The organism is Paenibacillus sp. LK1 (assembly GCF_002750415.1).
Taxonomy (GTDB): domain Bacteria; phylum Bacillota; class Bacilli; order Paenibacillales; family Paenibacillaceae; genus Paenibacillus; species Paenibacillus taichungensis.
In genome coordinates this window covers 44,090-71,084 of sequence record NZ_PEII01000018.1, presented here as the reverse complement: position 1 = coordinate 71,084, position 26,995 = coordinate 44,090, and the positions used below count along the sequence as shown (strand labels likewise).

22 protein-coding genes and 1 pseudogene are annotated in these 26,995 nt (G+C 41.9%); 16 read left to right on the top strand and 7 right to left on the bottom strand.

The window, feature by feature from the left end:
- Positions 1–72: 72 nt before the first annotated feature.
- Positions 73–330: a GlsB/YeaQ/YmgE family stress response membrane protein gene (locus CS562_RS29410; RefSeq protein ID WP_024630063.1), complete on the bottom strand. Its 258-nt coding sequence runs from the start codon at positions 328–330 to the stop codon at positions 73–75.
- Between the two features lie 443 nt (positions 331–773).
- Between CS562_RS29410 and CS562_RS29405 the strand changes: the two genes are divergently transcribed.
- From CS562_RS29405 to CS562_RS29390, 3 genes are all read left to right on the top strand, one after another.
- Positions 774–1,358, top strand: a complete 585-nt coding sequence (locus tag CS562_RS29405; RefSeq protein WP_099859107.1) for an RNA polymerase sigma factor — start codon at positions 774–776, stop codon at positions 1,356–1,358.
- Positions 1,319–2,338: a DUF4367 domain-containing protein gene (locus CS562_RS29400; protein WP_180287246.1), complete on the top strand. Its 1,020-nt coding sequence runs from the start codon at positions 1,319–1,321 to the stop codon at positions 2,336–2,338. Before CS562_RS29405 ends, CS562_RS29400 begins: the two co-directional genes overlap by 40 nt.
- 514 nt (positions 2,339–2,852) lie before the next feature.
- Complete coding sequence (locus CS562_RS29390) at positions 2,853–3,878, top strand: stalk domain-containing protein (protein WP_099859104.1); 1,026 nt, start codon at positions 2,853–2,855, stop codon at positions 3,876–3,878.
- 479 nt (positions 3,879–4,357) lie between these two features.
- Here CS562_RS29390 and CS562_RS29385 read toward each other — a convergent pair whose 3' ends face one another.
- Positions 4,358–5,761 carry an MFS transporter gene (locus tag CS562_RS29385; protein ID WP_076288792.1) on the bottom strand — a complete coding sequence of 468 codons (1,404 nt, stop codon included), beginning with the start codon at positions 5,759–5,761 and terminating at the stop codon, positions 4,358–4,360.
- 451 nt (positions 5,762–6,212) lie between these two features.
- Positions 6,213–6,746 (bottom strand): YbhB/YbcL family Raf kinase inhibitor-like protein, encoded by a 534-nt coding sequence (locus tag CS562_RS29380; RefSeq protein WP_076288791.1) that lies wholly within the window; start codon positions 6,744–6,746, stop codon positions 6,213–6,215.
- 179 nt (positions 6,747–6,925) lie between these two features.
- On the opposite strand from CS562_RS29380, the gene CS562_RS29375 reads away from it, so the two are divergent.
- The 7 genes from CS562_RS29375 to CS562_RS29345 all read left to right on the top strand — a co-directional run bounded on the left by CS562_RS29375 (position 6,926) and on the right by CS562_RS29345 (position 14,236).
- Complete coding sequence (locus CS562_RS29375; RefSeq protein ID WP_076288790.1) at positions 6,926–7,597, top strand: GntR family transcriptional regulator; 672 nt, start codon at positions 6,926–6,928, stop codon at positions 7,595–7,597.
- Between the two features lie 294 nt (positions 7,598–7,891).
- Entirely contained in the window at positions 7,892–8,158 is a 267-nt protein-coding gene (locus CS562_RS29370; RefSeq protein ID WP_076288789.1) for a CD3324 family protein, read from the top strand.
- Positions 8,159–8,314: 156 nt separating this feature from the next.
- The gene (locus CS562_RS29365; RefSeq protein ID WP_076288788.1) at positions 8,315–9,397 is read left to right on the top strand and encodes a nucleotidyltransferase domain-containing protein; all 1,083 of its coding nucleotides are present in this window, start codon (positions 8,315–8,317) and stop codon (positions 9,395–9,397) included.
- Positions 9,398–9,617: 220 nt separating this feature from the next.
- Positions 9,618–11,591: an elongation factor G gene (locus tag CS562_RS29360; RefSeq protein WP_076288787.1), complete on the top strand. Its 1,974-nt coding sequence runs from the start codon at positions 9,618–9,620 to the stop codon at positions 11,589–11,591.
- A 160-nt stretch (positions 11,592–11,751) separates the two neighbouring features.
- Complete coding sequence (locus CS562_RS29355; RefSeq protein WP_099859103.1) at positions 11,752–12,315, top strand: GNAT family N-acetyltransferase; 564 nt, start codon at positions 11,752–11,754, stop codon at positions 12,313–12,315.
- A 98-nt stretch (positions 12,316–12,413) separates the two neighbouring features.
- On the top strand, positions 12,414–12,989 hold the full coding sequence (locus CS562_RS29350; RefSeq protein ID WP_076288785.1) for a TetR/AcrR family transcriptional regulator: 576 nt from the start codon (positions 12,414–12,416) through the stop codon (positions 12,987–12,989).
- A 206-nt stretch (positions 12,990–13,195) separates the two neighbouring features.
- A complete protein-coding gene (locus tag CS562_RS29345) occupies positions 13,196–14,236 on the top strand; it encodes an NADH:flavin oxidoreductase (protein ID WP_179087153.1) in 1,041 nt (346 codons plus the stop codon).
- Between the two features lie 212 nt (positions 14,237–14,448).
- On the opposite strand, the gene CS562_RS29340 is transcribed toward CS562_RS29345, so the two are convergent.
- Complete coding sequence (locus CS562_RS29340; protein ID WP_099859102.1) at positions 14,449–15,303, bottom strand: helix-turn-helix domain-containing protein; 855 nt, start codon at positions 15,301–15,303, stop codon at positions 14,449–14,451.
- Positions 15,304–15,410: 107 nt separating this feature from the next.
- Here CS562_RS29340 and gap (CS562_RS29335) point away from each other — a divergent pair, with 107 nt between their 5' ends.
- Together gap (CS562_RS29335) and CS562_RS29330 are read left to right on the top strand one after the other, a co-directional pair.
- Positions 15,411–16,412, top strand: a complete 1,002-nt coding sequence (gap, locus tag CS562_RS29335) for a type I glyceraldehyde-3-phosphate dehydrogenase (RefSeq protein WP_099859101.1) — start codon at positions 15,411–15,413, stop codon at positions 16,410–16,412.
- 199 nt (positions 16,413–16,611) lie between these two features.
- Positions 16,612–17,162, top strand: a pseudogene (locus CS562_RS29330) (GNAT family N-acetyltransferase).
- A gap of 171 nt (positions 17,163–17,333) precedes the next feature.
- On the opposite strand, the gene CS562_RS29325 reads toward CS562_RS29330, so the two are convergent.
- Positions 17,334–18,353: an alpha/beta fold hydrolase gene (locus CS562_RS29325; RefSeq protein WP_099859100.1), complete on the bottom strand. Its 1,020-nt coding sequence runs from the start codon at positions 18,351–18,353 to the stop codon at positions 17,334–17,336.
- Between the two features lie 145 nt (positions 18,354–18,498).
- Here CS562_RS29325 and CS562_RS29320 point away from each other — a divergent pair, with 145 nt between their 5' ends.
- Positions 18,499–19,404: a LysR family transcriptional regulator gene (locus CS562_RS29320; RefSeq protein WP_099859099.1), complete on the top strand. Its 906-nt coding sequence runs from the start codon at positions 18,499–18,501 to the stop codon at positions 19,402–19,404.
- 612 nt (positions 19,405–20,016) lie between these two features.
- Positions 20,017–20,739 carry a class I SAM-dependent methyltransferase gene (locus CS562_RS29315; RefSeq protein ID WP_180287245.1) on the top strand — a complete coding sequence of 241 codons (723 nt, stop codon included), beginning with the start codon at positions 20,017–20,019 and terminating at the stop codon, positions 20,737–20,739.
- Positions 20,740–21,471: 732 nt separating this feature from the next.
- On the opposite strand, the gene gap (CS562_RS29305) is transcribed toward CS562_RS29315, so the two are convergent.
- Entirely contained in the window at positions 21,472–22,482 is a 1,011-nt protein-coding gene (gene gap / locus CS562_RS29305) for a type I glyceraldehyde-3-phosphate dehydrogenase (RefSeq protein ID WP_099859097.1), read from the bottom strand.
- A gap of 211 nt (positions 22,483–22,693) precedes the next feature.
- On the opposite strand from gap (CS562_RS29305), the gene CS562_RS29300 reads away from it, so the two are divergent.
- Positions 22,694–23,293 carry a TetR/AcrR family transcriptional regulator gene (locus tag CS562_RS29300; RefSeq protein ID WP_099859096.1) on the top strand — a complete coding sequence of 200 codons (600 nt, stop codon included), beginning with the start codon at positions 22,694–22,696 and terminating at the stop codon, positions 23,291–23,293.
- A 1,094-nt stretch (positions 23,294–24,387) separates the two neighbouring features.
- On the top strand, positions 24,388–25,227 hold the full coding sequence (locus tag CS562_RS29295; protein ID WP_099859095.1) for a methyl-accepting chemotaxis protein: 840 nt from the start codon (positions 24,388–24,390) through the stop codon (positions 25,225–25,227).
- Positions 25,228–25,380: 153 nt separating this feature from the next.
- Here the strand turns inward: CS562_RS29295 and CS562_RS29290 are convergent, their stop codons facing one another.
- Positions 25,381–26,907: a helix-turn-helix domain-containing protein gene (locus CS562_RS29290; RefSeq protein WP_180287244.1), complete on the bottom strand. Its 1,527-nt coding sequence runs from the start codon at positions 26,905–26,907 to the stop codon at positions 25,381–25,383.
- Positions 26,908–26,995 lie beyond the last annotated feature (88 nt).

Genomic DNA, 26,995 nt, shown 5'->3' with positions numbered 1-26,995 from the left:
TACCTTTATGTCGTGGCAGCATCTTTATAAAAATATCTATTGAACGACGGGATCGGTTTCCGCCTCTCTTTGTTAACGTCTTCGGAAGGCTCCGCCGCGTGCCAGAGCGAAGAAGATGAGCAGAGCAATAATCGAGCCAACGATGGCTGGAATAATATGAAATCCGCCAATCACCGGTCCTCTTGGTCCCAGCAATTCCGTTCCTAACCAGGAACCGATAAAACCCGCAATAATGTTCCCAAGTACACCGCCCGGTACGTCCCGCCCAATCAAGTTACCGCTTAACCAGCCAATAAGTCCACCAACAATGAGTACCCAGAGCAGATCCATGGATTGTTCTCCTTTCTTCGGGTTTATTACAAGTTATGTTGAGTTCAGTGGAATATAACTCATCTTCCAGTTGGTGAAGGAATCTAAAGTGTCTATGCTAAGATGAGGGTAAATGATGATTCACGTGTCGAGGGACAAGAACATAGTCCGATTACCGATTAGATGTACAATTAAATATGCATCACCGGTCACGTAAAACCTTATTAAATACCGTCATATATGTAAATTCAGAGAGTGAGCCAGTCTTCTTGCCCAGTTCCTTGGCAATCGCTCGTGAGCTTTTGCCTTGCTGATGTCAGACCGATTTAGTATCACAGACAATGAAGTATGATGGTTAAACAACAATTTCGAGACATTTCTAAAAAATGTCCCTTTAGAACTACCTCGTTTGTTATACATATATAAACTTCATCGCGAATACCTGGGAGGTGCCTTAAAGAAACATGGATGAGGAAACCGAATACAGAATTAAAAGAGTTCAAGCGGGCGAAATCCAGGACTACGTTTATATCGTTCAAAAATACCAAAAACAGATATTTATGTATTGCTGGAGACTTATTTCAAACAAACAGGAAGCCGAGGATGCTGTTCAGGACGTTCTGGTTAAGGCCTATGAGAAAATAAATCTCTATAAGCCTGAGGTGAATTTTTCCTCCTGGCTCTACAAAATGGCCTATCATCACTGCATAAACATAATCCGTCGAAAAAAAGTGCAACAGAAATGGAAATTCAGACTAATAGCTCAAGATCAATCTGCCATTAGTCCAGCAGAGATGCTGGATCGCCAACTGTTTAACGAACCATTAAGCCGGGCCCTTGGGAAACTGAATGTGGTTGAACGGAACCTACTGGTTCTACGCGTTTTTGAAGAAAAATCGTTTGCGGAAATAGGTGAAATTTTGAATAAAAGTCCCGATGCCGTCAAGAAAAAGTTTGCCAGAACCAAAATCAAACTCAAAAAATGGATGAGCCCAAAGGAGGAAGAACTATGCCAAAATTACAACGTACTTCTCAAAACGAAAATCTGAAAGAAATGGATCTTTTGAACGAAGAGGAGTTTCGGAATTTTGATGTCACTGACAAAGTCATGACTCGGGTGCGTAAGCTGGCAGCTCACAAGCGAGGGTTGGATGCCAGAGCACGAATTCGTCACAGAGTCGTGGTTCCCGGGCTAACCGCTATGTTCGTTCTTGGAGTATCAGTGACAGGGGATGCGGCCTCACAATATATTGAATTCCTTAACAATAAAGGAGAGGTGGTACTAAATACTGCCGTCGTCAAAGAGCCGACTGACTTTGTTACAAATTACACGAACAGACTGGGCTTTTACACAAATCAGATTAAAGAACAGTTGCAACCTGGAGATTATGTAGCCTATTATCTCAAAGATGAGTTAATTAACAACGCGGATAAATTAAATCCCGTAAAATTTGAATATAAATGGATCGAATATTCTAATTTTAGCAGTTTACAAGCTGAAATTACGCGGACGCAGGCTCCAGTTTTAAAATCAATAACGCATCTTCCTCAAGGGTACCAGTTTGATTACGGATACGTGTATCCTGCCGATCTGTATACAAACCATCTCGCAGATGCTGCTTACCTGAAGTTAACAGACGAACTAAAAAGACAAGCTGAATCTTCTTCGGATGGGCAACGGGTGTATATTCAAAAACTGAATTGGAACAAGGCCGACTTCTCTTTAGCACGCTATGTAAAGGGGAAGAACGTTGTAACTGTAACGGCTACAAGAATATTCCCCGACTCCAAAGTGACCATTTTCCAGGACGATCAGGCTAAAGCCGAGAAGCTGAACATTCAAGGTAATGAGGTCTATTATATTCAATCTGATAACAGGGATAGGGAAACTAATTCCGTTACTTACCATCGGATTGGATGGAGGGACGATCACAATCAATTGTTGTATGAAATATCCAATAATGCGGATAGCAATCTAGGTAAAGAGGATCTGGTCAAAATAGCTGAAGAGATGCTTACGTCTCGTTAGTGTTCTAAACCACAAAGGGACAAGCTAGCTTTAGATATGAATTCTGCATTACTGAAGGGTACTAATGGTATTATCCCCTTATAGTAGACAAGAGAAACAAGACATCTGTTAATATGGAGTCAAACTTGCCTCGAGGGGATTTTTTCATGGCTAAAAAACTACAAACTTCCGACACCGCTACAGCATTCTGTCGAAAGGACAGGCATTCCTTCGGGGTGCTTTTTCCTTTGCCTTCATATGAAGAAATGTGAGCGAGTTAAGTCCGGCTCAACGGTTTAAAAGATGAATTTCAAGAGACAAGAACATGATCCCATTTAAAATGGATCAAAACTTTCTCATCACTAAGAACTTTAGCAAAGAGATGAAGAGAATGGTGATTATGCTGTTGTATCGAGGGGTAAAGCATTACCTAGATCGCACTTTTGCTGATCCTGTCTTTGTTGAGAATAAGATTCAAACCTATTACCGATTAATTCAGCAACTTATACACCAAGAAGAGAGGATTTGAGATATAGTGAGTAAGATATTATCGGGGCTATTGCTGGTCTTCGCCATTTTTTTTAGTTTGCCCGGGCAGGCATCAATGGAGCAGACTTTGGAAATAAGCTTTCAGGATGATCGGTTGGATCAAGCAATCAAGGACATCTTACAAAAGGATGATAATGAAGCTGTCACGCAGAGAGATATGAAATCATTATCGGTTGTTAATCTTAAAGGAAAAGGGATTACACGTTTAGCGGGCTTGGAATATGCTTCAAATATTACGGAACTTGATTTGTCCCAAAATGAAATTAAGGATATTGGACCACTCAGAGAGCTGACCAAGTTAACGAAATTGAACCTTTCGGAAAACCAGATCAAAGATCTTAATCCTTTGAAAAAGATGACAAAGCTGAGCGAATTAGACCTTAAGTCAAATTTGGTTTATGATCTAGCTCCTTTAAAATCTCTTGAATTTCTTAATGTCTTATACTTAGATAACAACCGGGTATGGAATTTAGAACCTATTCGCAATCTTACGTTCAATCATTATTATGATACCGGAGGATTTGTGACCTTCTTGCAATTAAGCAACAACTATTTGGATCTGAGAGATCCCCCGCCTTCCAAAACGCTTAAAATTCTCAATGAGCTAGATGGGGAAGCGTCTCGCCAGAGCCAACTAAAATTTCAGAGATTGGTAATAGGCAGTACTACCGCTTATGTCTGGGAAAGTCCCTTTAAACTTACCCATGCTCCGTTTATTGCTTCGGGCCGTACGTATGTGCCCATTCGGTTTGTGTCTAAGTGGTTAGGTTCGGAAGTGAGTTGGGATCAAAGCAAAAAAGAGGTAACGATCCGCAAAGGCAGCAGGACGATTCATTGGACTGTCAATGAGAAGAAAGCAAATGTAAATGGAGAAACGGTATCCGTTGATGCACCGTTGTTGTTGAAGAATAACAGTACATTTGTACCGGTACGCTTTGTATCCGATGTTTTGGAATCTTCCGTAGAATACATGGCAAATCCTAAAACGGTACTCATATTCGAGAAGAAATAGACGGCTATTGTAAGGAAAATACGGTGAGTCAAAGTTGGTTAAACAAAATCCCATTATTTATTAATATAAGGCAAGCTAGAGTATTAGCCGCGTTCTATAGAAGCAGAGATTTTAACGCTCCTGATTGGAGCGAATGGGATGAGCAAGCCCGACGCTTCTACTATGAAAATTTGTTAAATAACACTCCCTATATTGATATGGACTTTTTGTGTTAACGGATACGATATTTTAACAAAGCCGAAGGGCCATCCCACAAAGGGATGGCCTTTAACCTTGCCGATACAGACAGCACAGAGAAACCGTAATAAGTGTGATTCTAATTAACAGCATAGAACCTAAGAGTTATAAATTCTCAGCAAGAAGAATGTCACTTATTAACTTTAAATGAACTGGTATGCAGATTTTTTGATTAAGCAGGCTAGATTTGATTATTGAAGTTATCTAACCCGATCTGACCTAGCATTTCCATAGTACCGTGACTAAGTAACTGGTTCGTTATTCATCTTTTCGTCCTTAGCCAAATTACCTGTTCGCCTGAATTGGACATAATATAATGCAGCTACGGCAACGATAAGAATGGGAAGTATAAGGAAAATATTGCTATATACAAAAGTTGCACTGTTTTGTGGTATCGGATTTAAGCGAATGGTCGATGTGCCCAGGTCTAGTATCTTGCCGATAACAGCTGTTGATGTGGCCGTAGCGATAAAAGTGACCATCGAGAATAAGCCCATCCCTACGCCGATATTCTCTTTTGAGAGTGTACGTGAAACCGTGTTTGACATTGCAATTTGCATGAACGATTGACCAAGAACACCAAAAATAAGAAAGATCGCTATAAATACTGGCGACATACCAACGACTGAAGACAAAGAGAGAAAACCGATAATAAGAAGTGCAGCTGCAGTAAACACAAGGAAACGATTTCCCTTATCATCTGCTAATTTACCGCCTTGTCGACCCAAAAGCGCTGCCATTAAAGACGACGGCAGCATAACTATTCCGATGAAAACCGGTGACAAGTGGTTTACAGAAGAAAGTAGCTGAGGTGTAATGAATGGAAAGGCAAAGCCAATCCCGATCATGACGAAAGTAATAATTAGACCGAATGAAAACGGTTTGTTTCGAAATATGGCCGGGTTTATGAATGGGTTTGGTGTATAGCGTATACGTAGTACGAAAAAAATGAAAATAAGAATCCCGCCTAAGGCAAGCCAAACACTTCCGTTTGTTAAAGCCAGTAACAAAATGGCTATGGTACCGGCCAAAAGAATTCCGCCAATATAATCCATTTTTCTGGAAACTCCCTTTTCATCATCTAAATATTTCCGATACATCGGCAAAGTAAGTAATGATAAAAGCGAGATTACAAATAGTACCCGCCAGTTCCATGTACTGCTTACCACGCCGGCAATGATCGGACCAAAGGCCAAACCCAATGAAAATCCGATTGCAACGGTACCTAATGCACGACCGCGCCTTTCAGGTGTAAAGTAACGAACGGGTACAATCATAGAAATCGCCGGAATGACTGATGCACCAGCTGCCTGTACAACTCGCCCCACAATGACTATCCAATATTCACTAGCCACTAAGCCAGTGACAGATCCAATTGCAAAAAGTAGTAGGCCAAACGTCAATAAATTCTTCAAGCTGTATCTGTCTGTCAATTTACCGTAAGTTACCGAGCCAATTGCATACACAATCATATAGCCTGTGATGATCCAACTCGCTTGCGATGAAGAAATTTGAAATTGTTTACTGATATTAGGGAGTACAATATTAAACATGGTTGCATTCATGACGGATATGATGAGTGTAAAGACAAGTAAACCAAGTAATAATTCTCCTTTATTTTTTTGAACGCTATGATTAGTTTGCATTGGAATGCCTCATTTCTATAGGATAAAACTGTATTGATGAAATAACGAGCCTGTATTCCTTTGATGATAAAAGTTTCATCTGGTTAAGCCTACAATGTAATGTTTTAAATACTTCGCTGACAGAGATGGTCAACGCTAATTTACTGAAAAGTCCTCAATGATGAGGACTTTTCAGTTTTTCTGGATATATTTTAAATTTCACTTTGTTTTTAATCTTGCTCCCGCAGCCGCAAATGACGGTATGTTTCAAAATTATAATTGGCTGCTGGCAATTGGGGCATACATGATGATGTGGCTGATCGTTCAGTTTCACCACTTCCTCCGTACTTGACTCCGCATTGTATAGAGTACTTTGTTTTTCAAACCTTGTTGTGTGCAAAAAAAATCGTAAACACACATAAGATACTCGGAATTTTTCATATCATTCTTTCCTATGCTTCAACATCTTGGTTTACTTGATTTCCCCTGTTGCCATGAGAACTGCTCTCCCCAGCGTATGACTCAGCATGGTGAATCCAAGGAGAGCTGGCGTGGAATTAGGGGCGACACTAATATTTTCGACGTCCAGCGCATGAACGACAAAATAATATCGATGAGGACCGTGTCCCGCTGGAGGCGCTGCACCGATAAAGCGTTCAAGTCTCAAATCATTCGGTAGTTGCAAGGAGCCTTGCGGCAAACCGCTGGAATACTCGTCACCTGCGCCTGTAGGTAGCTCGGTTACGCTGGCAGGGATGTTGATAACGGCCCAGTGCCACAACCCCGATCCAGTTGGGGCGTCCGGATCATATGCAGTTACGACAAAACTCTTTGTCCCGTCGGGTGCACCCGACCACTTCAAATGGGGCGAGAGATCTTTACTTCCCTCTAGTGTTGACATCTCCGAATAATGCTGGGTCGGTAGAGGATGTCCCTCCATAATGTCATTACTCTCCAACTGAAAGACTGCTACTTCTGGCAATTTGGAAAATGGATTGTTGTTCATTGTAAATTACCTCCTTTTATTTTCATTTTCGATAATATATTAAATAATCGATTCTGTAAACAATAATCGTTTTTATAATTCACTATCGAATTTAATGTTTGTTTTTTATTGATAACGGTGTAAACTATCTACATACAATTACGTAGAATTATAATGTGTAAGAAGGAAGGTGCTGTTTCATGGCCAAACGGAATGGTTCGTCCACCTTAAGCGAGAATGTCAGGAAGAAACTACAATCCGATATTTTGACTGGACAATATGAACCGGGCTCTCCATTAAAAGTTGCGGAATTAGCTAAAGCTTTCGAAGTCTCAGTTGCTGTTGTTCGCGAAGCGTTGACGCGATTGGCGACTCAGGGTCTGGTACAGCAAAATCCTAACCACGGATTTTCAGTAAAGACGGCGTCGGAGGAAGAGCTGAACAACATCATACAAGCGAGATTAATCAATGAATCTGAAGCTTTACGCCTATCCATCGCCTATGGTGATCTCACATGGGAATCCAATGTAATTGCCGTGCATCACAAGCTATCGCAAACGGCTGAGTACAAGGAAGGGAATGAAAAGCTTGTTGTCCGCGAAGAATGGTCTGAGATTCATCGTCAATTTCATTACGAGCTTATTGCCGCATGTCCGAATCCAGTTCTCTTGGATATCTGCAGCAACCTTTGGGATTTGAGCGAATTTTATCGACATTGTTCCCCCCCGCAACAGCAAGTACGGGATGGAATCGCTGAACATAAGGCATTAGCAGATGCTGTTCTTAGCCGCGATGGTGAACGTGCTACACAGATCTTTAGAGCACACATCCAACTAACCGCAGAGGTCTTATTCGACAACCATTGTTTATAAGATTCAAAAGTTTAAATCAAAACTTAACGGTTACCTGGAGAATTGGTTAAATACGGAGATACTTAATATTCGCATTAGCGATTTCTTGGTTAATCTAACTATTTTCTATGGAGGTGAGGCTATTGAAAACAATCGGGGTAGGTTTCTTATATGCATGGCTCTATGCAAAGCCAGTAAAGGATATGGCAATGCTTTGCATAGAGCTTAGGGGAAATCACATTGCCAACGACAAATCGTAATATTCTACTAACTGGCTTTGCACCTTATTGATTTATTAAATAAGGAGTGAGGCTTATGAAATATTCAAATGCCGAGTTCGTTTTTCCCGAAGAACTGCTACGTATCATTCAGAAATACGTTCAAGGCGAATTGATTTATATCCCCAAACCCAAAGAGGCACACCTAAAATGGGGCGAGACAACACAAAGCAAAAGTAGGGTCTCTGCTCGAAACGCTGAGATCAAATCCTTGTTTCGCAATGGAGTCAGCATAGAGGATTTGGCGGCTCAGTATTTCTTGTCCTACGAAAGCATAAAGAAAATTGTTTATAGTAAGAACTAATGAAACCCGCTAAATGGTCGTATCGACGGTTTAGCGGGTTTTGTGCAAAGATGGATTTAATCAACTTATACATAGAAACCGCACCTCTACATCGATAAACTCAAGTTAAGGTTGTTGGGATGAAGAACGGCCTGCTTGCATGAAGGGGTGTAAAGAATGAACAAAATCATGAAGAAGAAGCTGCTGGGCAAAAATGAACTGTTGATTAACATGGTTATCGAACGCGCAAAAAGAGATTTTCTAGACGATATCGCCATTATTGGGCTTACGGGTTCATTTAGCACCGGGGACTTTCACGAGAAGAGCGATCTTGATTTGATTATTATCAACAATACAGAGAGGGGATGGGGAATATCCGATTGCTTCATCTTGGATGACGTTGGATATGACATCTATTGCACGCCATGGGATTCAAGAATACAAGAGCAATCGACATTAGAGAGTCCCAACGTATCGAGCCTAACCGAGCTCAAAATACTCTACTATGCTAAACCTGAGGATTTGGAGAAATTGAATGACTTCAGGCAAAAAGCTCTTGATGCACTTGCGAGTCCGATAGGAGAAGAGTGTCTTAATCGAGCAAAAAAATGGATCGATCTGGCTAAGCAAGCATACAGCGATACGATGCTAGGTGAAGATATCGGTTCAGTGCGACATGCATCTGCCGACGTTCTGTACAATCTAGTTAATGCCTTGGTCAGTATGAATAACACGTGTATCAAACGTGGAATCAAGCGATATTTGGAAGAGATACGCTCGTTTCGCTATGTTCCGGATGATCTCGAATCCTTATACATGTCAATCATCGAAGCTCATACCATTGAAGATATCCGAATAGCATCATTTAAAATGTTGAATGGCGTTACAAGGTTACATAGTACGATGTGTGATAACTTCATTGTTAAACCTACTCCTAACTTTGATAATCTGAGGGGAACATACGAAGAATTGTGGTGCAACTACTACAATAAAATCTTGAACAGTGTTACAACAAATGATGCTTCCTACGTCTTTCTTTCAGCCTTTGGAGCACAAGGGTATCTTGATGAAATGGCTGTGGAGAAGGGGACCAAGAAATTTGATCTTATGCAGTACTTTGATGCAAGTAATTTACCAGTAATGAAAGAGAAGTTCCTTGAAGTGATGGATGAATATCTAGACGAGTATGATAAGGTTGGCAGAGAAGTTAAACGCTTTACAACCTTCGAGCAACTATATGACTATTATATGAATCATTGACCTACCTTATAAAGAAAGGGCCGTGAAGAATTAGTTTCTTTACGGTCTTTTTCATTTTGAGTTTATCTAGATGGATAACGAATCTGAAGTTGAAGGTTTGTAATAAAATTCATAAAAAGTATAATAAGAGTATTACATATAAGGAGCGTGAATAGTATGCAAAAAAATACTATGACTATACAAAAGGAGAATAATATGAAAATAAAAAGGATGATAACGATTGAGAAATATAAATATAGGGATTCTTGCGCATGTAGACGCAGGAAAGACGAGTTTAACTGAAAGATTACTTTTTGAAACGGGTATCATATCTGAAATCGGCAGTGTAGATAAAGGAAATACGCAAACAGATTCTATGGAAATGGAACGACAACGAGGAATTACCATCCAATCTGCTGTCGTTTCTTTTACGGTTAATGATGTGAAAGTGAATTTGATTGATACACCAGGTCACCCCGAATTCATCTCTGAAGTTGAGAGGGCTTTACGAGTATTAGATGGAGTCATCCTTGTCATTTCATCTGTCGAAGGTATTCAAACTCAGACACGAGTTTTGATGAAGACACTTGCTAAATTGAGAATCCCTACAATCTTTTTTATCAATAAAATTGATCGTGTGGGTGCTAGGTACGAATCGTTACTAACTGAAATCCATGATAAATTGACACCCCATGCTTTAGCAATGGGCTTTGTTTATAATATCGGCACATCAGCTGCGCATATGGAATTGTTCACGGAAAATAATCAGAAATTTATGGAAGACCTAGCAAATCGTTTAGCTGATAATAATGAACGCTTTCTCGAACGATATCTTTACAGCTCTGAAGAATTAGCCCCTGATGACTTTGAATCGGAGTTTCTAGAACAGTTCAAGCAAGCACAGCTTTATCCGGTGCTATTTGGTTCAGCAATTACTGGTAGGGGCATTCCCCATTTGATTACAGCCATACAGAATTGCCATTCTTCCGTTCATTATGAAAATACTCCTTTTACAAGAGGGAGAGTTTTTAAAATTGAACGTGGAAAAAACGACGAAAAGATCGCTTACGTACGAGTTTTCTCTGGTGAAATCAAAATACGTGAGAGTCTTACCTATTATCGGATGAATCAAACAGGAGAAATTATCAAATTTACCAACAAGGTCACGGGGTTGAAGCACTTCTTTTCTGGAAAAACAACAGATGGAACAATTGCTGCAAGTGGAGATATCGTAAAAATTATGGGTCTAACAGACTGCCAGGTTGGCGATGATATCGGTGTTCCTTCCAATGAAACGACCGAAACCCTGTTCTCGCCGCCTAGTTTAGTAACAACGATCAAAGCCTCTGACGAAAACGAGACCATTCATTTATTCAGAGCATTGAAAAAATTAGCCGAACAGGATCCATTTATTCATATCAAACAGAATTCTCTTCAAAGGGAGCTATCTATTCATCTTTATGGTGAAATTCAAAAAGAAGTGATTCGGGATCAACTGAAAAAAGACGCTCAAATCGATATCGAATTTCTTGAGACACAGCCTATTTATATTGAAAAGCCTATCTTTACAGGGGAGGCAGTTGAGAGAATGGGAGACAAGGGAAACCCATTTTATAGTACTATAGGCTTTCGTATTGACCCGAATCTTCGTTCAACCGGTATTGAATATCATTTAGAAGTAGAGCTCGGCTCCCTACCTTTATCGTTTCATAAGGCAATTGAAGAAACCGTCTATGAGACGCTTAAGCAAGGACTATATGGTTGGGAAGTTCGCGATCTAATTGTGACACTTACGGATACCGCCTATGCAAGTGCAGTTAGTACAGCTAGTGATTTTCGAAAATTAACGCCTCTTGTGTTAATGAGAGCACTAGCTGAAGCAACTACTCAAATTTATGAACCCATTCATCGGTTCGAATTAGAGGTTCCTGCTAATTATCTAAGTAGGATTTTATTTAAACTAACTCAAGCCTCTTCAACCTATCAGGATCCGATTCAGAATGACCAGGTATTTATGATATATGGCATGATCCCGATTAAGAATATTCAGTCATTCAAGAACCAACTTCCGGGTTGGACCCAAGGTGAAGGTGTATTGCTATCCGAATTTTATGGCTATGAGCCCTTCGATGGTGAAGTGCCATCATGTACAAGATACGATCATAATCCATTAAATCGGAAGGAATATCTCTTACATGTTTTGAATTCGGTGTAAGCTGATAAAGCGAGTAAAAAGCAGCGTACAAGTGGTGTACACTGCTTTTTCTTTGACTCATTTATAAAAGAACTAGACAGTAGAGTGCCTTCTACAGACGTTTAACACTGTTATTAGTAGAGGCGTTATTTGTTATGATAGAAATCTGGGGGCGAATGAGATGCTGGAATTAGAGTTTACTACTATAGATGAGTGGGATGAAGCATTGTGGGCGCGGATGGAGCGAATCTATCATGAGGCTTTTCAAAGCGGCGCTAAGACAAAAGCGATTCTGCGCAGTATGCTTGACCGGGGGATTGGTTATTTACACACGGGCGTGCATCATGGAGAAGTGGTTGCGATGGCTGTTACTGGACTGGAGGGGAAGGCTGCGGACCGCATTCTGATCATCGATTACCTCGCGGTTGAACAGAAGCTGCGCGGGTTGGGCATAGGGACCTGGATGCTGGAGCAGCTTAGAGCCTGGGCGTTAAGGGAACACGGGATCAAAGGTATGATTATCGAGGCGGAGTCCGGGACAACGGAGGCTCATCAGGAACGCATTCAGTTCTGGCAACGTAACGGGTTCATCCTGACCTCCTATGTCCATCAATATAAAATGGTGCCAGAGCCGTATCAGGCAATGATGTTTCCGCTGGATAAAAGCACGCATGTGCCTGATGATGGTGAAGCATTGTTTCGTTATATCAATGCTTTTCACAAGGTTGCTTACCGGAAGAGTTAGACTGCATTCAAGGGACCTGCAGGAAATTTCCGTAGAGATTAGCTGACGTAAAATGATCAGTTATTGACTACATGGTCAATAACTGATATATTAATCCCATGAGCAGACCAAGAGAATTTGATGTCGATCGTGTATTACACCAGTCTATGGAAGTGTTCTGGAATCAAGGCTTCAAAGCAACTTCTTATGAGGACCTTACGCGTACTACAGGAGTCAAAAAGCAAAGTTTGTACTGTGTTTTTAAAGACAAGCGATCATTGTTCCTGAAGGCGCTGGCACTTTACCGTGAACAGGTTATAGCGAAACTGAAGGAGATTGAAGCCTTGGATTCGTCTCCCGGTGATAAACTGGATGCCTTACGAGAGTCCCTTTTAGACGATGAAATTGGCTGCCAAGGGTGTCTAATTGTGAATGCATCCCTTGAATTCGGAACAGAGGACGAGCAAGTCACACGCGAAGCTGAGCTCATGGCAGAAGAGATTCAACTGGTATTAGAGAAGATCATAAGTAGCGGTCAGAAACAACAGTTAATTTCCAACCGGTATACGAGTATAGAGCTTGCATCTTATCTAAATAACACCATCCTGGGTGTGAGAGTTATGGAGAAATCAGGTTCATCCCGTGAACAGATCGAGACGGTTCTGCGTACTTCATTTGGCATGATCATGTCTTGATCTTTTTTTTGTTAAATTCTTGACTACGAAGTCAAAAATAAATTTAAGGCGGATTAATACACCACGAAACCTTGAAGGAGGTGGGGCTTTTCAATAAAAATCGTGTATTGATTCATTTGGAAGTAACGTCTAGCTGTTAACCAGGCTGGTAGCTGTTTAACATCTCCTAGTTCAACTTATATAAAACTAAATATTTGGAGGTTATTATGAATTATTCTCAATCCATAGAAGCATTGTTCCAGCCTATAGAGTTAGGTCAATTGAAATTATCCAATCGGATCGTGATGGCGCCGATGACGCGTCAATTTTCTCCGGAAGGTATCCCGGGTTCGAATGTTGCGGGCTATTACCGCCGCAGAGCAGAGAACGCAGTGGGGCTTATTGTGACGGAAGGGACGATAATTAATCACCCGGATGCATCCAATCAAGCCAATGTGCCGCACTTTTATGGGGAAGCTGCAATGAATGGGTGGGCACATGTTGTATCTGAAGTACATGAAGCTGGCGGTCGAATTATTCCACAGATCTGGCATATGGGAGCCAAAGGTCATGTTAATGATTATTCGGAAGCTGAGATTGCTACAATCGTTCAGGAATTCGCAAAAGCAGCCTCAGAAGCGAAACGCGTTGGGTTCGATGGTGTTGAAATCCATGGAGCACACGGCTACCTGATCGACCAATTCCTGTATGAGAAAACCAACTCTCGTACGGATCGTTACGGTGGAGATATGATGGCTCGCACACGTTTTGCAGTTGAAGTGATTGAGGCTTGCCGTGAAGTAGTTGGACCGGACTTCCCGATTGTACTGCGTTTATCTCAGTGGAAGACAGATGATTATCAGGCTAAATTGGCTGAAACACCGGAATTACTGGAGCAGCTTCTCGCACCGTTGGTTCAAGCTGGAGTCGATATCTTCCACTGTTCCACACGCCGTTTCTGGGAGCCGGAATTCGAAGGTTCTGATCTGAATTTTGCTGGATGGACCAAAAAACTGACTGGCAAACCGACAATCACCGTTGGTTCGATTGGTCTTGATGGTGACTTTACAAGTCTGTTCACAGAAGGTAAAGGCGCAAGTAACGTCGGTATCGATGGATTGGTACAACGACTTCAGAATGATGAGTTTGATTTGGTAGCTGTAGGACGCGCTCTTCTGGTCGACCCTGAATGGGCTAAAAAAATTCAAGAAGGACGCACCGATGATCTGGTTCCATTTACAAGAGAGGCGATGACCGTACTTACTTAATTGCAGTTATACTCATTAGGAAGATGTATCTGATAAAGAAAAGCAGTGACATACCAACGTAGCAGTTGGACTGACCCCATAACTTGGGAGAAATAAAACACCTTCAAGAAAATGAAGCCCTGTCATAAGATAGGGAGATCATCTTGGAGGTGTTTTTGTAATGGCAATGGTATCGAAATGGAGAATTAGCCTAATTATTAATGAATCGTCCCTTATTGAGATGTAGCGAACTGGCGGGAGGTATTCCGGTATTCGGTTGGTGACAACCCTCTTTTAGCTGTAAATTGTTTGATAAAGTAAGTGTCATACTCAAATCCAGTGGCACGTGCAATGTCGTTCAAGTTCATCCCTGTGTGGGTGAGAAGATCCGCCGCAACTTTCAAGCGGTGGGACAGCAAATACCCCATTGCTGTTAATCCGCATCTTTCCTGGAACATCTTATTGAGCGATACTCGATTCAAGTGTACGCATTTCGTTAAGTCTTCCAAGGTGATTTTATTGGAATAATTAGTGTGTATATATTCCAGCACTAAATCAACAGGTGATTGTTCATGTTTGAGACTCAAATTTTCTAACACGCCCAAAATCTGAATGAGATATTTTTTTATTCTACATACCCAGCTTGCATCGCTTTGCGCATAAACTTCGGTTCCAATCACAAAAAACCACTCCATTAATTGTGGAAAGGCTTTCTCGGTTACAAAAGGTACTCCGGTGCGTGTTGAATTATTCTGAAAAAGTGAAAGCCCTGTTTGTATCTTAGGGTGGATTGGAAAATAGTCTTCCGTTTCAGAAATCGGGATGCTATTAAGTACATCGGGATGGTAACTGAATGATTGCGCAGAGATATTACGCTTCTTGAGAATTTGTATCGTATCCTCTTCAGACAAACACAGAACACCGGGTGCAGAAACCGCTATTGGTCGTTCGTTAAGTACACCGTTGATGCTACCGGAAGTAAGAAAGATTATTGTAAACCGTTCGGGATAGGGAAGAGAGTCCAAATCATCGGCGGCAACAAATTCAATATTTACTATTCTGTCTTTGTGGCGGTCAATTTGCGGCATAGTGCTCTCCTAACAGATAGTATAGTCAATGTATTCATATAAATCAGTGTAACACAAAGATTCCAGGGATATAATATTATCTAAGTTGAAGAAAGGTGGTTATTATAGTGGGAATTAATATTGCAATAAATGGTTTTGGCAGAATTGGCAGACTTGCCCTTCGGCAGCTTTTTGGTGAGGAAGGTTATCATATTGCCGCCATTAATGACCTGACGAGTCCGAAGATGCTTGAGCATTTGCTAAAGCACGACACAACGCAGGGACGTTATAATGCGAAAGTTGAGTATAGCGATAACAGTTTAACCATAAACGGCGTGTCTATTCCGATTTATGCGGAAAGAGATCCCGGTAAACTTCCATGGAAAGAATTGCAAATTGATGTGGTACTGGAGTGTACAGGCTTTTTCGCTTCCAAAAAAGCATCTACAGCTCATATTGAGGCAGGTGCAAAAAAAGTGGTCATCTCAACCGTAGCTGGGAACGATGTTCCCACTATAGTATATGGTATTAATGAACACACGTTAACTAGAGAGGATACTATTGTTTCGGCTGCATCTTGCACGACGAATTGTCTGGCCCCGATGGTCTATTACCTGAACGAACTGACGCCGATTAAAAAAGGTTTTATGACGACGATACATGCTTATACAAACGATCAAAATACCCTTGACGGCCCTCACAGCAAAGGCGACTTGCGCCGGGCGCGCTCTGCCGCCGGCAACATCATTCCAACGTCAACTGGGGCAGCAAAAGCAATAGGACTTGTAATTCCTTCATTGGATGGAAAACTAGACGGTATATCCCAAAGAGTACCGGTTATGGCTGGCTCCTTGACGGAATTGACAGCAGTCGTGGACGGTTCTGTAACTGCAGAGCAGGTCAACAAGAAAATGGAGCAGTCCCAATCGGAGCAATATGGTTATACAGAGGAAGAACTTGTTTCATCCGATATTATCGGCATGACTTATGGTAGCTTATTTGACGCTACGCAAACGAAGGTAACGGAACTAGGAACAGATACACTGGTGAAAATAGCAGCATGGTACGATAACGAAAACTCATTTACCAGTCAAATGATTCGCACCGCCAAATATCTCGCAGAATTGTAATAGTAACTAAATTTAAAAGAGCCAAACTATCTTAGCGGTTTGGCTCTTTTAATATGTAAGTAGTGAAGGTAGGAGCCTAATCGCTATTTTGCCGGTTAATTCATTAAACTAACGGGTAGGTTAACGTGATTGTATTCATGGCAAATGTATTATCAATAAATTGGATTATTTTGTATATTATCGTAAAAAGAGGTTGTCTATGAATCCTATCATGGTTGATTTTCCAGATGAGTTTTTTACAGAGCGTCTACTGGTTAGATTGCCTAAACCAGGTGATGGAAAGGTAGTATGTGAGGCTGTAAATGCTTCGATTGAAGTGTTGAAGCTTTGGATGAAATGGGCTCAGGAAAAGCACACGGAGTATAATCAGAACTTGGGATAAGAGAAGCACATATTAAATTCCTAAGCAGAGAAAACCTAAGGCTACTTGTATTTTTAAAGGATACCGGGCAATTTATAGCTTCTTCTAGCGTACACAACATCGATTGGGAAGTTCGAAAGTTTGAAATCGGATATTGGATTGATAGTAGGTATAGTGGGAATGGTTACATGACTGAAGCTGTACAAGGTATCACTGATTTTGCTTTTAATCATCTGAATGCAAATCGAATAGAAATACGTTGTGACACTAAAAGCAAGATGATTCCCGAAAGATTGAGCTTTGACCTGGAATGTGTTATTAGGAATGATGACCTGTCTGTTGATGGAAGCGAATTAAGGGATACGAACATATATGCATTAGTTAAATAAGCATCATTTACTGATGCGATAAGTAAGCTAATGGGAAACGATAACTCAATGTTACCAAGAAAGCAGCTGATCAACGTGATCGGCTGCTTTTATTTAAACTAACAGGAAAATTCTTCTTATTAATCGGAAACAATAAATCCATCGAAATTTCCGGCCCTTGCAAGCGACGATCTATTCATTAATGCTAAGTGACAACAAGTGTTTTAGATTGTCATTAATAAATTGATTATCGGCACTGTTGATTCCACGACCGGCAAAATGGCCCCAGATCGATTGGATAGGTTTCAAGACAGCATTAGGTATACGCTTAGCTTCGTATTCATTATCGTCCGCTGTGCAGAAGAGATCCGTGCTCCCTGGCATGATGCAGGCAAGAGCTTTTATGCTTTTAAGCGCTTTATCAAAGTCTCCATTATAGGAGGGGTTGGCACTAATATCTGCATGTTGGCCTGTCCATAACATTGCCAGAACATTATGAGGATCCATATTCATAAAGCTATCTTCCCAGACACCAGCTACAAAATCCTCCAATGTGTCAAATCCCATCTCACGGTAAAGTTCTTCTCTATAAAACGCATGTGATAGTCCCCATCCCGCATACACCCGACCAACGGCACGCATGTCTGTAGAACTTAGTTGGTTCATTTTACTTGAGTCGAAGCCGACTGCAGATAGCAGCGAAGCTTTCACTCCTTCCAGGACCACAAATGTGTGAGGCCAAGGTTTGGCGATACCTCCGAAAGGTGCGATTCGTTCGACCATCTCCGGGTAACTTGCCCCCCATTGAAATGCCTGAATGCCGCCCATCGACCACCCGACCACGAGAGCAATCTTTTGAATACCGAATTTTTCGGTCAGCAGTTGGTGCTGTAATCGAACGTTGTCATAGATGGTTACCTGTGGAAAGGTAGCCCGATCAAATGGAGGAGGCGTGTTACTGGGAGAGGAAGATAGCCCATTGCCCAGCAAATTGGGAACGATAATAAAATATTTCTCTGGATCGAGTGCCATCCCGCTACCAATGAGCCATTCATTCTGAACATGCTGATCTCCAAAAGCCGTTGGATAGACAATAACATTATCCTTCTGTTCATTTAGTTTTCCGTAAGTTTTATAAGCAAGAAAAGCATTTGGTAACGTCACTCCTGATTGTAAGAGTACATCACCCAAATTAAAAATTTCATAGTCCATCGTATAGTCGCTCCCTTCAAAATGAAAAACCACATGTTTAGTGTGATCTCTTGTACTTAGTATAGAGCCGTGGTACTCTCAATAAAAGTGAATAGAATTCAAAGTAGTATTCAATAAAATTGAAAGATGAAGGGGAGAGCATCGAATGGAATTGCGTCAACTGAATACGTTTTGTACGGTTGCAACAACATTGAATTTCACGCGGGCAGCAGAAGTGCTGAGCTACGTTCCTTCCAACGTCACGATGCAAATTAAAGCATTGGAAGATGAACTGGGTGTTCGCCTCTTTGATCGGTTGGGCAAGCAACTCGCTCTTACAACTGCGGGCAAACGCTTTTTAACACACGCCCAAGGTATTCTTGAAAAAATGAACGAAGCTCGTAGTGCTGTCCATGATAATGAAAAACTAACTGGTACCTTAACGATAAGTGCGAATGAGGTTATTTGTTCCTACCGGCTTCCACCTGTCTTCCAACGGTTTCGCTCGCAGCATCCGGGAGTTCGTCTAATCTTCCGCTCAGTTCCGAATCAAGAGCTCAAGCAAACGCTCTTCGAGGGAACCACGGATATTGTTTATATGTTGGATGAACCCATCCGCTCGAGTGGACTTTCGGTGGAACCTTTGCTGGAAGAAAATTTCCGATTGTTAGCTGCTCCAGATCACCCACTCGCCAAACGAACTGTGCTGCAATTGGAAGATTTTCATGAAGAAGTGTTCCTGACGAATGAGAAGGGTTGTCCATATCGAACGATGTTTGATCGGTCATTTGAGAAAGAGGGCATTGATAGCATCACGTATCTGGAGTTTCAAAGTGCCGAGGCTATTAAACAATGTGCGATCTCGGGAATCGGTATCGGTTTTCTTCCTGAAATCGTTGTAGAAGCCGAAGTTGAACGAGGAAAACTTGTTGTTCTTCCATGGAAAATTCCGGATCTGCGGGTGTATACACAGATGCTGTGGCATAAAGACAAGTGGCTTTCACCAATCATGTTATCTTTTATAGAAACATCAAGGGAAGTTTTTCGTTTGCAAAAAGAGAATGAACTGTAAGACTATGTATAAATGAGCAAAAGCAGGTACCGTTTCGTACACGTGGTTAACCAAATGAAAATCCACCAGGAGATTCTTTCCTGAATTCTTGAAGTGAACATGCTAAATAAGAAATTCAATCGATGATCCTTAAACCGAGAATTGGAATTAACACGGCAATCAGTACAAGAAGTAAAATATAAAGACCGCTCATCCAATACTCGGGTGAGCGGTTTTTTAAGTGTTATTGTCGCGGGACACAAACATTGTGTCATTTCGGTTTAGTTAATTATCTAAATAGTATCATGATGTAGATCATCTGGCGAGATAAAAGCACAGGAGTGCGGTTTCGATCTCTTGAAAGGATGCTTTATAGTCCATTAAATTTCCCTGCATGTCTGAAATCATTGTCTTATGATTTTAGAATAAATAATTTCAAGTTTTAAAGTTGATGAATCATATAAATGTTGTTTCTATGATTATAATATTAACAATACTACACAGAGTATTGATGCAGTGAATTTGAAGCAAGAGAGTGTTCTGGATAATTCGCTTGCTTCCAATTGAACGGTGTTACTATGTGTGAAGCTGCCATTGACTTAAGCCCTGATGGGAGAAGGGAAAGATGTTTGCGTGAACAGCAAGGAAATCAACGATGCTTCGTACGAAAGTGTAACAGATCAGCAGCTTCAGGAGCAGTTGAAATATTATAAAGAACGAGCTCCAGAGTATGATGACTGGTGGTACCGTCGAGGCACATTTAATCAAGGAGACGAAGCTAACCAAATCTGGTTCGATGAGATTAATTCGGTTAAGGATGCTTTTAAAGCTGAACATTTTCATGGTGACTTTCTTGAACTTGCGGCGGGGACTGGGACTTGGAGTAGTCTGTTCTTAAAAGAAGCCCTTATATTGACCCTTGTAGACGGTTCCGAAGAAATGCTTTCGCATAATCCGGTAGTATCTGAACCCAATGTAAGAACGATCATTGCAGATCTTTTCAATTGGTCTCCGGATCAGTTATACGATTCAGTTGCTTTTACTTTCTGGATATCTCATTTACCCAGAGAAAGACTGGCGAGCTTCTTCACCATGGTCTCATGCTGTTTGAAGCCCGGAGGGAAAATGTTCTTTATCGATGATCGAGAAGTATCAGGAACCCGCGAGTCTCATGTAGTGGGGACATCTGGGCAAACGATGGTTCGGAAGCTTAATAATGGTGATCATGCTACTATAGTGAAGAATTTCTTTGACGATAACGAGATCGAGCAAATTGCTGCTAGTGTGGGAATTGAATTGCATGTCCATTGCACCTCTAAGTACTTTCAGTATGGGATAGGATCCAAAACTGTCTAAAACAGCAATTATCTCATACTTAATGAAGAAATCACTGAACTAACGGAGCACTTTAGATCAAAAAAATAAAGGAGCAGTATCGTCGGCGGCGACTGCTCCTTTATTACGCTAATAAGCTTTTGATGATCCAGTAGTGCTCATGTTTACCAAATTGGCCAAAAGAGCCAGCCCAAGAATCGACTTACCACTGATTGCAGTCGTTTGCCCTTCAAATCCCTATCTTCGAGCAGATGGTTCCTCATAGCTTTGCAAGCCGGTGTCGCGCAAAGTTCTTCCGACATAGCCTAACTCTCGACGTGCAGCGGCATCGTTGACGGTGAACTCACGCCCAATCATGCGTATCATCGAGCGTGAGATCGGCGGATCGCCGTCTTTCCGTGTGATGTCCCAGATCGTGTCGAACAGCCGGCCAATCGCAGAGACGAGCCAGTAGGACAGCGAACGCATCTTATCGATGGACAAGCCCTGCAAGTTCGCAAGTGAGGCGACAAACTCACGGAAACTCTGCCCTTCCTGATCCTTGATAAAGTAGGCATGGCCGCCTTCTCCGTGTTCAAGAGCGCATTCCTTTCGGTTCGGAATTCAGGATAGTCCGCCTGGTGCCGCCACGGATTGATAGTTTAGCTCAACCGACGCGCATCCGGTCAAAAACAGACTAATACCGAACAATCGATCATCGTACTGTGGAGCGCATCCTTCATAGAATTTTACATCTCTCCATCTTACGATTATTTATCTAGTGATCTTAGCGAAGTGCTCCAGAGTTCGAACCAATTGGGCTGTATAAGACATTTCGTTATCGTACCAAGCTGCGGTTTTCACCAATTGATGGTCACCGACAGTCAGAACTTTCGTCTGTGTGGCGTCGAAGAGCGAACCGAATGTGATGCCTTTGATATCGGAAGATACAATTTCGTCTTCCGTGTAGCCGAAAGTTTCTGGATCGGAAGCTTCTTTCATAGCAGCGTTAACTTGCTCAACTGTTACATTGGTATTCAAAACGGCAACGAGTTCAGTCACAGAACCTGTTGGTACAGGTACACGTTGAGATGCCCCATCCAGTTTACCCTTCAGTTCCGGAAGAACCAAACCAATGGCTTTTGCGGCACCGGTAGAGTAGGGAACGATGTTCTCTGCTGAGGCGCGCGCAGCTCGGAAATCTCCTTTTGGATCCGGAGCGTCAAGCGTGTTTTGGTTACCCGTGTAAGCGTGAACGGTCGTCATCAGCCCGGATTGAATACCAAACTTGTCGTGTAGAGCTTTAGCCATAGGGGCCAGGCAGTTGGTCGTGCAGGAGGCGCCGGAAATGACGGTTTCCGTTCCGTCCAGTGTGTCATGATTCACGTTGTATACAATCGTTTTCATGTCTCCTGTAGCAGGGGCAGAAATGACGACTTTCTTCGCTCCGCCTTTCAGGTGAAGCTCGGCCTTTTCTTTTGTAGTGAAGAAGCCTGTGCATTCGAGAACAATATCAACGCCAAGCTCTCCCCAAGGAAGCTCTTCAGGATTCCGCTTAGCCAAAACCTTAACCTCTTTGCCGTTTACTTTGAAGGTTCCGTCATGGACTTCAATGTCACCTTGAAAAGTGCCTTGCGTCGTATCATATTTGAGCAGATGAGCTAACATTTTAGCGTTCGTAAGGTCGTTAATCGCTACTACCTCGACGCCTTCCACATCTTGAATTCGGCGAAAAGCGAGTCGTCCAATTCGTCCAAAACCGTTTATACCTACTTTTACAGTCACTGAAAATCCCCCTATAAGTTTTATTTATTCCAACAAGCCAATGCCTACAATGAAATAAAAATGACCCAGCACTATTTCAATCTAGAATAGCTTATTGTATAATGTGAAAAGAGACCGTTAGGTATCTTTATATTAGCATGATATTAGTGAATTGCAAGGACGAATTGGATAATTCGTTTAAAGCAAATATATGGTTCATATGGAGGAGATCATGAAAAAAGGGGACAGAACACGAAAACACATCATTATGAAATCGGCTGAAATTTTTAACCAGAGAGGATATGCCGGTACATCGCTAAACGATATTATTGCCGACACAGGAATTCAAAAGGGGGGCATTTATCGACATTTTGCTAGTAAAGACGAGATAGCGCTTGAAGCCTACAATTATGCTGCCAGTATGGTCGCCAGTAAATTTTCTGAAGCGGTCGATCAAGAGCAGTCTGCGTCAGGAAAGTTGGTTGCTTTTTTTCGTGTCTATGAGAATGTCGTAGACGACCCCCCATTTATTGGTGGATGTCCCATGCAGAATACAGCTGTAGAAAGTGACGATACTCATTTGGAGCTTTGTGGTCAGGCAAGGCAAGGGATGCATAACTTCTTGGATATGATGAAAAGTATTATTCGTGACGGCATTCAAGCTGGAGAGTTAAAGGAGGATCTGGATGTGGATGCGCTAGCATCATTTGCATTTTCCTTGTTGGAGGGAGGGATCTTGCTCAGCAAGTTGGATGGGGATAACAAGCACATGCTGATGAACAAAAAAATTTTCTCGTCCTATTTGCAGGAATGCTGCTTAAAGATCAGTTAATCTGATGTACTGGCACATCGGAATAAAAATGGGCATCATCGATGACAACTCAAGTTCAGAATCTAAACTTTCGATGGATCGTCTCTTTTAAGTATAAGCTGTCTTATTCAATAGCCCAGCCCGAACGGGTGGTTTTTATATTTTTCACGCAGTTATAAGAAAGAATGTTTTTTTGTTGCAGTAATGTCGAGGGACAAGAACATATTCCCAATGAAGTCGCTAATTTGGCGGCTTTTTTGTAATCGGTACAAGTTCGTGTCTGAGCCAAGAATAAGAACTTGATCAGAATAACGATTAGAGATATCTGAATATCATACATATGTAGTTAAAACCTCAATAAGTAACATGATTCATGACAGTTTCACATTGTAGTGGAATAAGCGCGGTGAAGGACATTGTACAAAAGGCATGAGCCAGTTACAATACTAGGCTCATCTCAAACAGTTGGCATAAAAATATCCCTCAAACTTTATGGGGACACTTCCAACATGATTCGCTGCTTTATTCAACTAACGGGCAGGTTAGTCATGAAATTATAATGCAGAAATAGTCAAGTTAATCAGAAAAAGGTGCTCCTAAAATTCGGGGAGCACCTTTTTTCTATAGGCCAGGTATACCAGACCGTATGGGTTTTAAACAATGGATGTTACAAGGGGCGATCTGATAAACAGTTGTAATCCGAACAAAACAACAATGCCATTTCCCATCGTTGTAATTGTCAGCCAAAAAAATAAAGCCGAACCGAAAATCATGAAAAGGTAAACGCAGAGATTTATCATAACTTCTCAAATATTACCACAGTTGCAAATAGTCAGCTTGAAAGCCGTTCGACTCTGTGAGCCGGATATGTTGCTTGGTGCCGAAAAAAAAATATGCCCGCCCATATAGGGAGTAAATTTAAAATCGTCACTGGAAGCAAAACTGCCGTCTTTCTTAACGAGTGTGATCTAGTGTCACATGTATTGAACCTCCGAGTGTGACAATATTTCCGATAGCACACAAGATTCGCTTAACAATGAAATAACATTTAAAGGGTACAATATTTTTGGGAGTACATAAAGTGGAGTTATTATGTGGACAGAGGAGAGGTTCGGTTGGAATTCGTAGTAAGTCGCTCTGAAATAATGGAAAGTGTTTTGAAAGCTGCACCGTTTTTTGCTCAGCTTTGCCAGGAGGAAGATATTGCACTAGCTATTGCTGACAAAGAGAGATTGATATTTTATTCGCCGGATCGCAGCAATCCGCGGGATGTAAAACCTGGTTCACTGATCTCGAAAGGTCAAGGTATTGAAGTCGCGATGACAACCAGACAGATGGTCATCAAGTTGATTCCAAAAGAAGTGTTTGGCATCCCATCGCGTACGATTGCGATTCCAGTAATCGATGAGGACGATGAGGTGGTAGGCGCGATTGCGTTCGGAGTTAGCTTGGGTAGACAGTCCAAGTTGTCCGACTTGGCGGAACTGCTCGTCTCGGCCAATACACAAATTACGGTAAGTATGAGCAATTTGCTGGAAACGTCCAAAGAGCTTCGGGAAGCACAGGAATCGATGAGCAAGTCAGCGGATCAAACGAAGAAGGAAGTTCTTGAGACAACGAAGATTGCCGATTTGATAAAAAAGATCGCCTCGCAGACGAACATCCTTGGACTAAATGCTGGTATTGAAGCGACACGTGCAGGCAGCTCAGGAAGAGCGTTCCAGGTTGTGGCCAACGAAGTACGCAAGCTGGCCAGCGATAGTGTGAAGGCGGTCCAACAAGTCGAAGAGCGTATCGGCCACATGAGGGAGAAGGTAGAGACGATTCTCTCTAAGACCTCCACGGTCGATGCGACGGTGCTGCGTCAGTCTGTGGAATTCAAGGAAATTGAAGAGACACTTGCCAGTCTAAATGATTTGTCGAATCGCTTACTGGAAGCTTCGAAATATTTTTAAGTATATAGGGCGCAGTTCCTGGTCCTGAGTATGGATCTGCTGTTGTTCATTCAGACAACTGATGTCGAGAGACAATAACATGGTCTAATTAACTATTCAACCGTTGATCTTAATGAAAAGATCAACGGTTATTTGATTTGAAAATTGTTCTGTTCACATGAAATGAGATTGACTGTAGCTTTTCTTCAGAATCATTTGTGGCAGCTCAATCAATAGTTTATCCATCGTGAGGGGATCATCAAAATTATACTTGTTCTCAGAAACGATAATTTGGTCGGCATGTTTTGAATTCCAGTATGGTAAATGCATTAGTTCTCTATATAACCCTATCGTACGGGGATCGTTATCCATGAGAAAAAAATGAATATCTGACTCGTAGGCACGAGCATGTTCCAGTCGTGTTAGTTGAAAAGGAATACCTGCTTGGATCATTTCCTTCACCTTTGGTGGCGGTTGCATGCCATCAGGATGGTAGACGGTGACCCCAAACCCCTTCATGCTCATAACGTAAAGATTGCCTTCAACAATGGAAAACACGGACGCCGTTTGTTTGACATCCACATGCTCAGCTAGATTTTCCCACATCCGCTTGCTTGCAGTACGAAGTCGATAGATCCATTGTTCTGCGAACTTTTGCCGATTCACTAACTCTGCTAACTGCATAATTCTGGAATAGACGGGTTCATAGCGATCGATAAGTACCGTTGGAGCTATGGATGCTAGCTCGTCGACCCAATCCTGACGGAAACCAGAATGAACAATTAAATCAGGATGAAGCTCACGTATTTTTGCCGGCTCACCAAGTAACCCAACATCCTCAACGTCTTTGATTGCATCCCAATAAAGCCCTCGTTTACCGATAATCTCTACATCTGCGCCAACCGGTTTAATGCCCAAGGAAAGCAAATCGCCAAGTGAATAACCAATGGCAACAATACGTTTGTAAGGAACCTCCGGCATGAGGATGGGAGATGAGTTTACTGACGAAGCCTCCTCATACTGACGAGGAGTAATCCCTTCTGTCTGTTTGAATTTGCGTGAAAAATAGTTTTCGTCCTTGAATCCAACGGCGTGGGCAATCTGCGCAAGCGTGTCATCCGTTTGTAACAACAGCCGCTTGGCGTGTTTCAGACGAATGTCCAGCACGTAGTCCAGCGGTTTTTTTTCGGTAATGGACTGGAACAAGCTGCTATATTGCCATTTGGCTACGCCAGCGATGCTGTATAACTGACGTGCTGTAATGTTTTGCTGATAGTGGGACTCGATATAAGCGACGGTCTGCTTCACGGCTTGAATATTATCGGACATTTCCGTATTCCTCCGAATATTCTCTATCAGAAACAGGAGTAGCTCTTGTAACGGGATCTGCTGTTTCAATCGTGACTCTTCAGGAAAGGGAGAAAGCTTCAGTGAAGTCTTCAACGACCCTACTAGATCAAGAAACCTTGATTCGTCCGTTATATTCATTCGTGTCTCGTATGGAATCATGGACAGAAGTTCGTTGGATGGTGTCGACTCTCCTAATCGGTATACATGAAAAACGATGATGATGGCTGCGGAGGTATCCAGTTGCGGATCCAAATCCAATAATTCGGAGGCCTCCTCATGCTGGTCGATAAATTGGATGCTGGCCTGTGCACCTGGTGCAAGAAGCAATATATCGTTTTTTTCGCTCTGCACGAAATGCTTCCCCAAATGAAGCAAACCGGAAGGTGACCTAAACACGATAAGGCGATGCGCCCCGGGCGGGCTAGCTATACACTGTTTA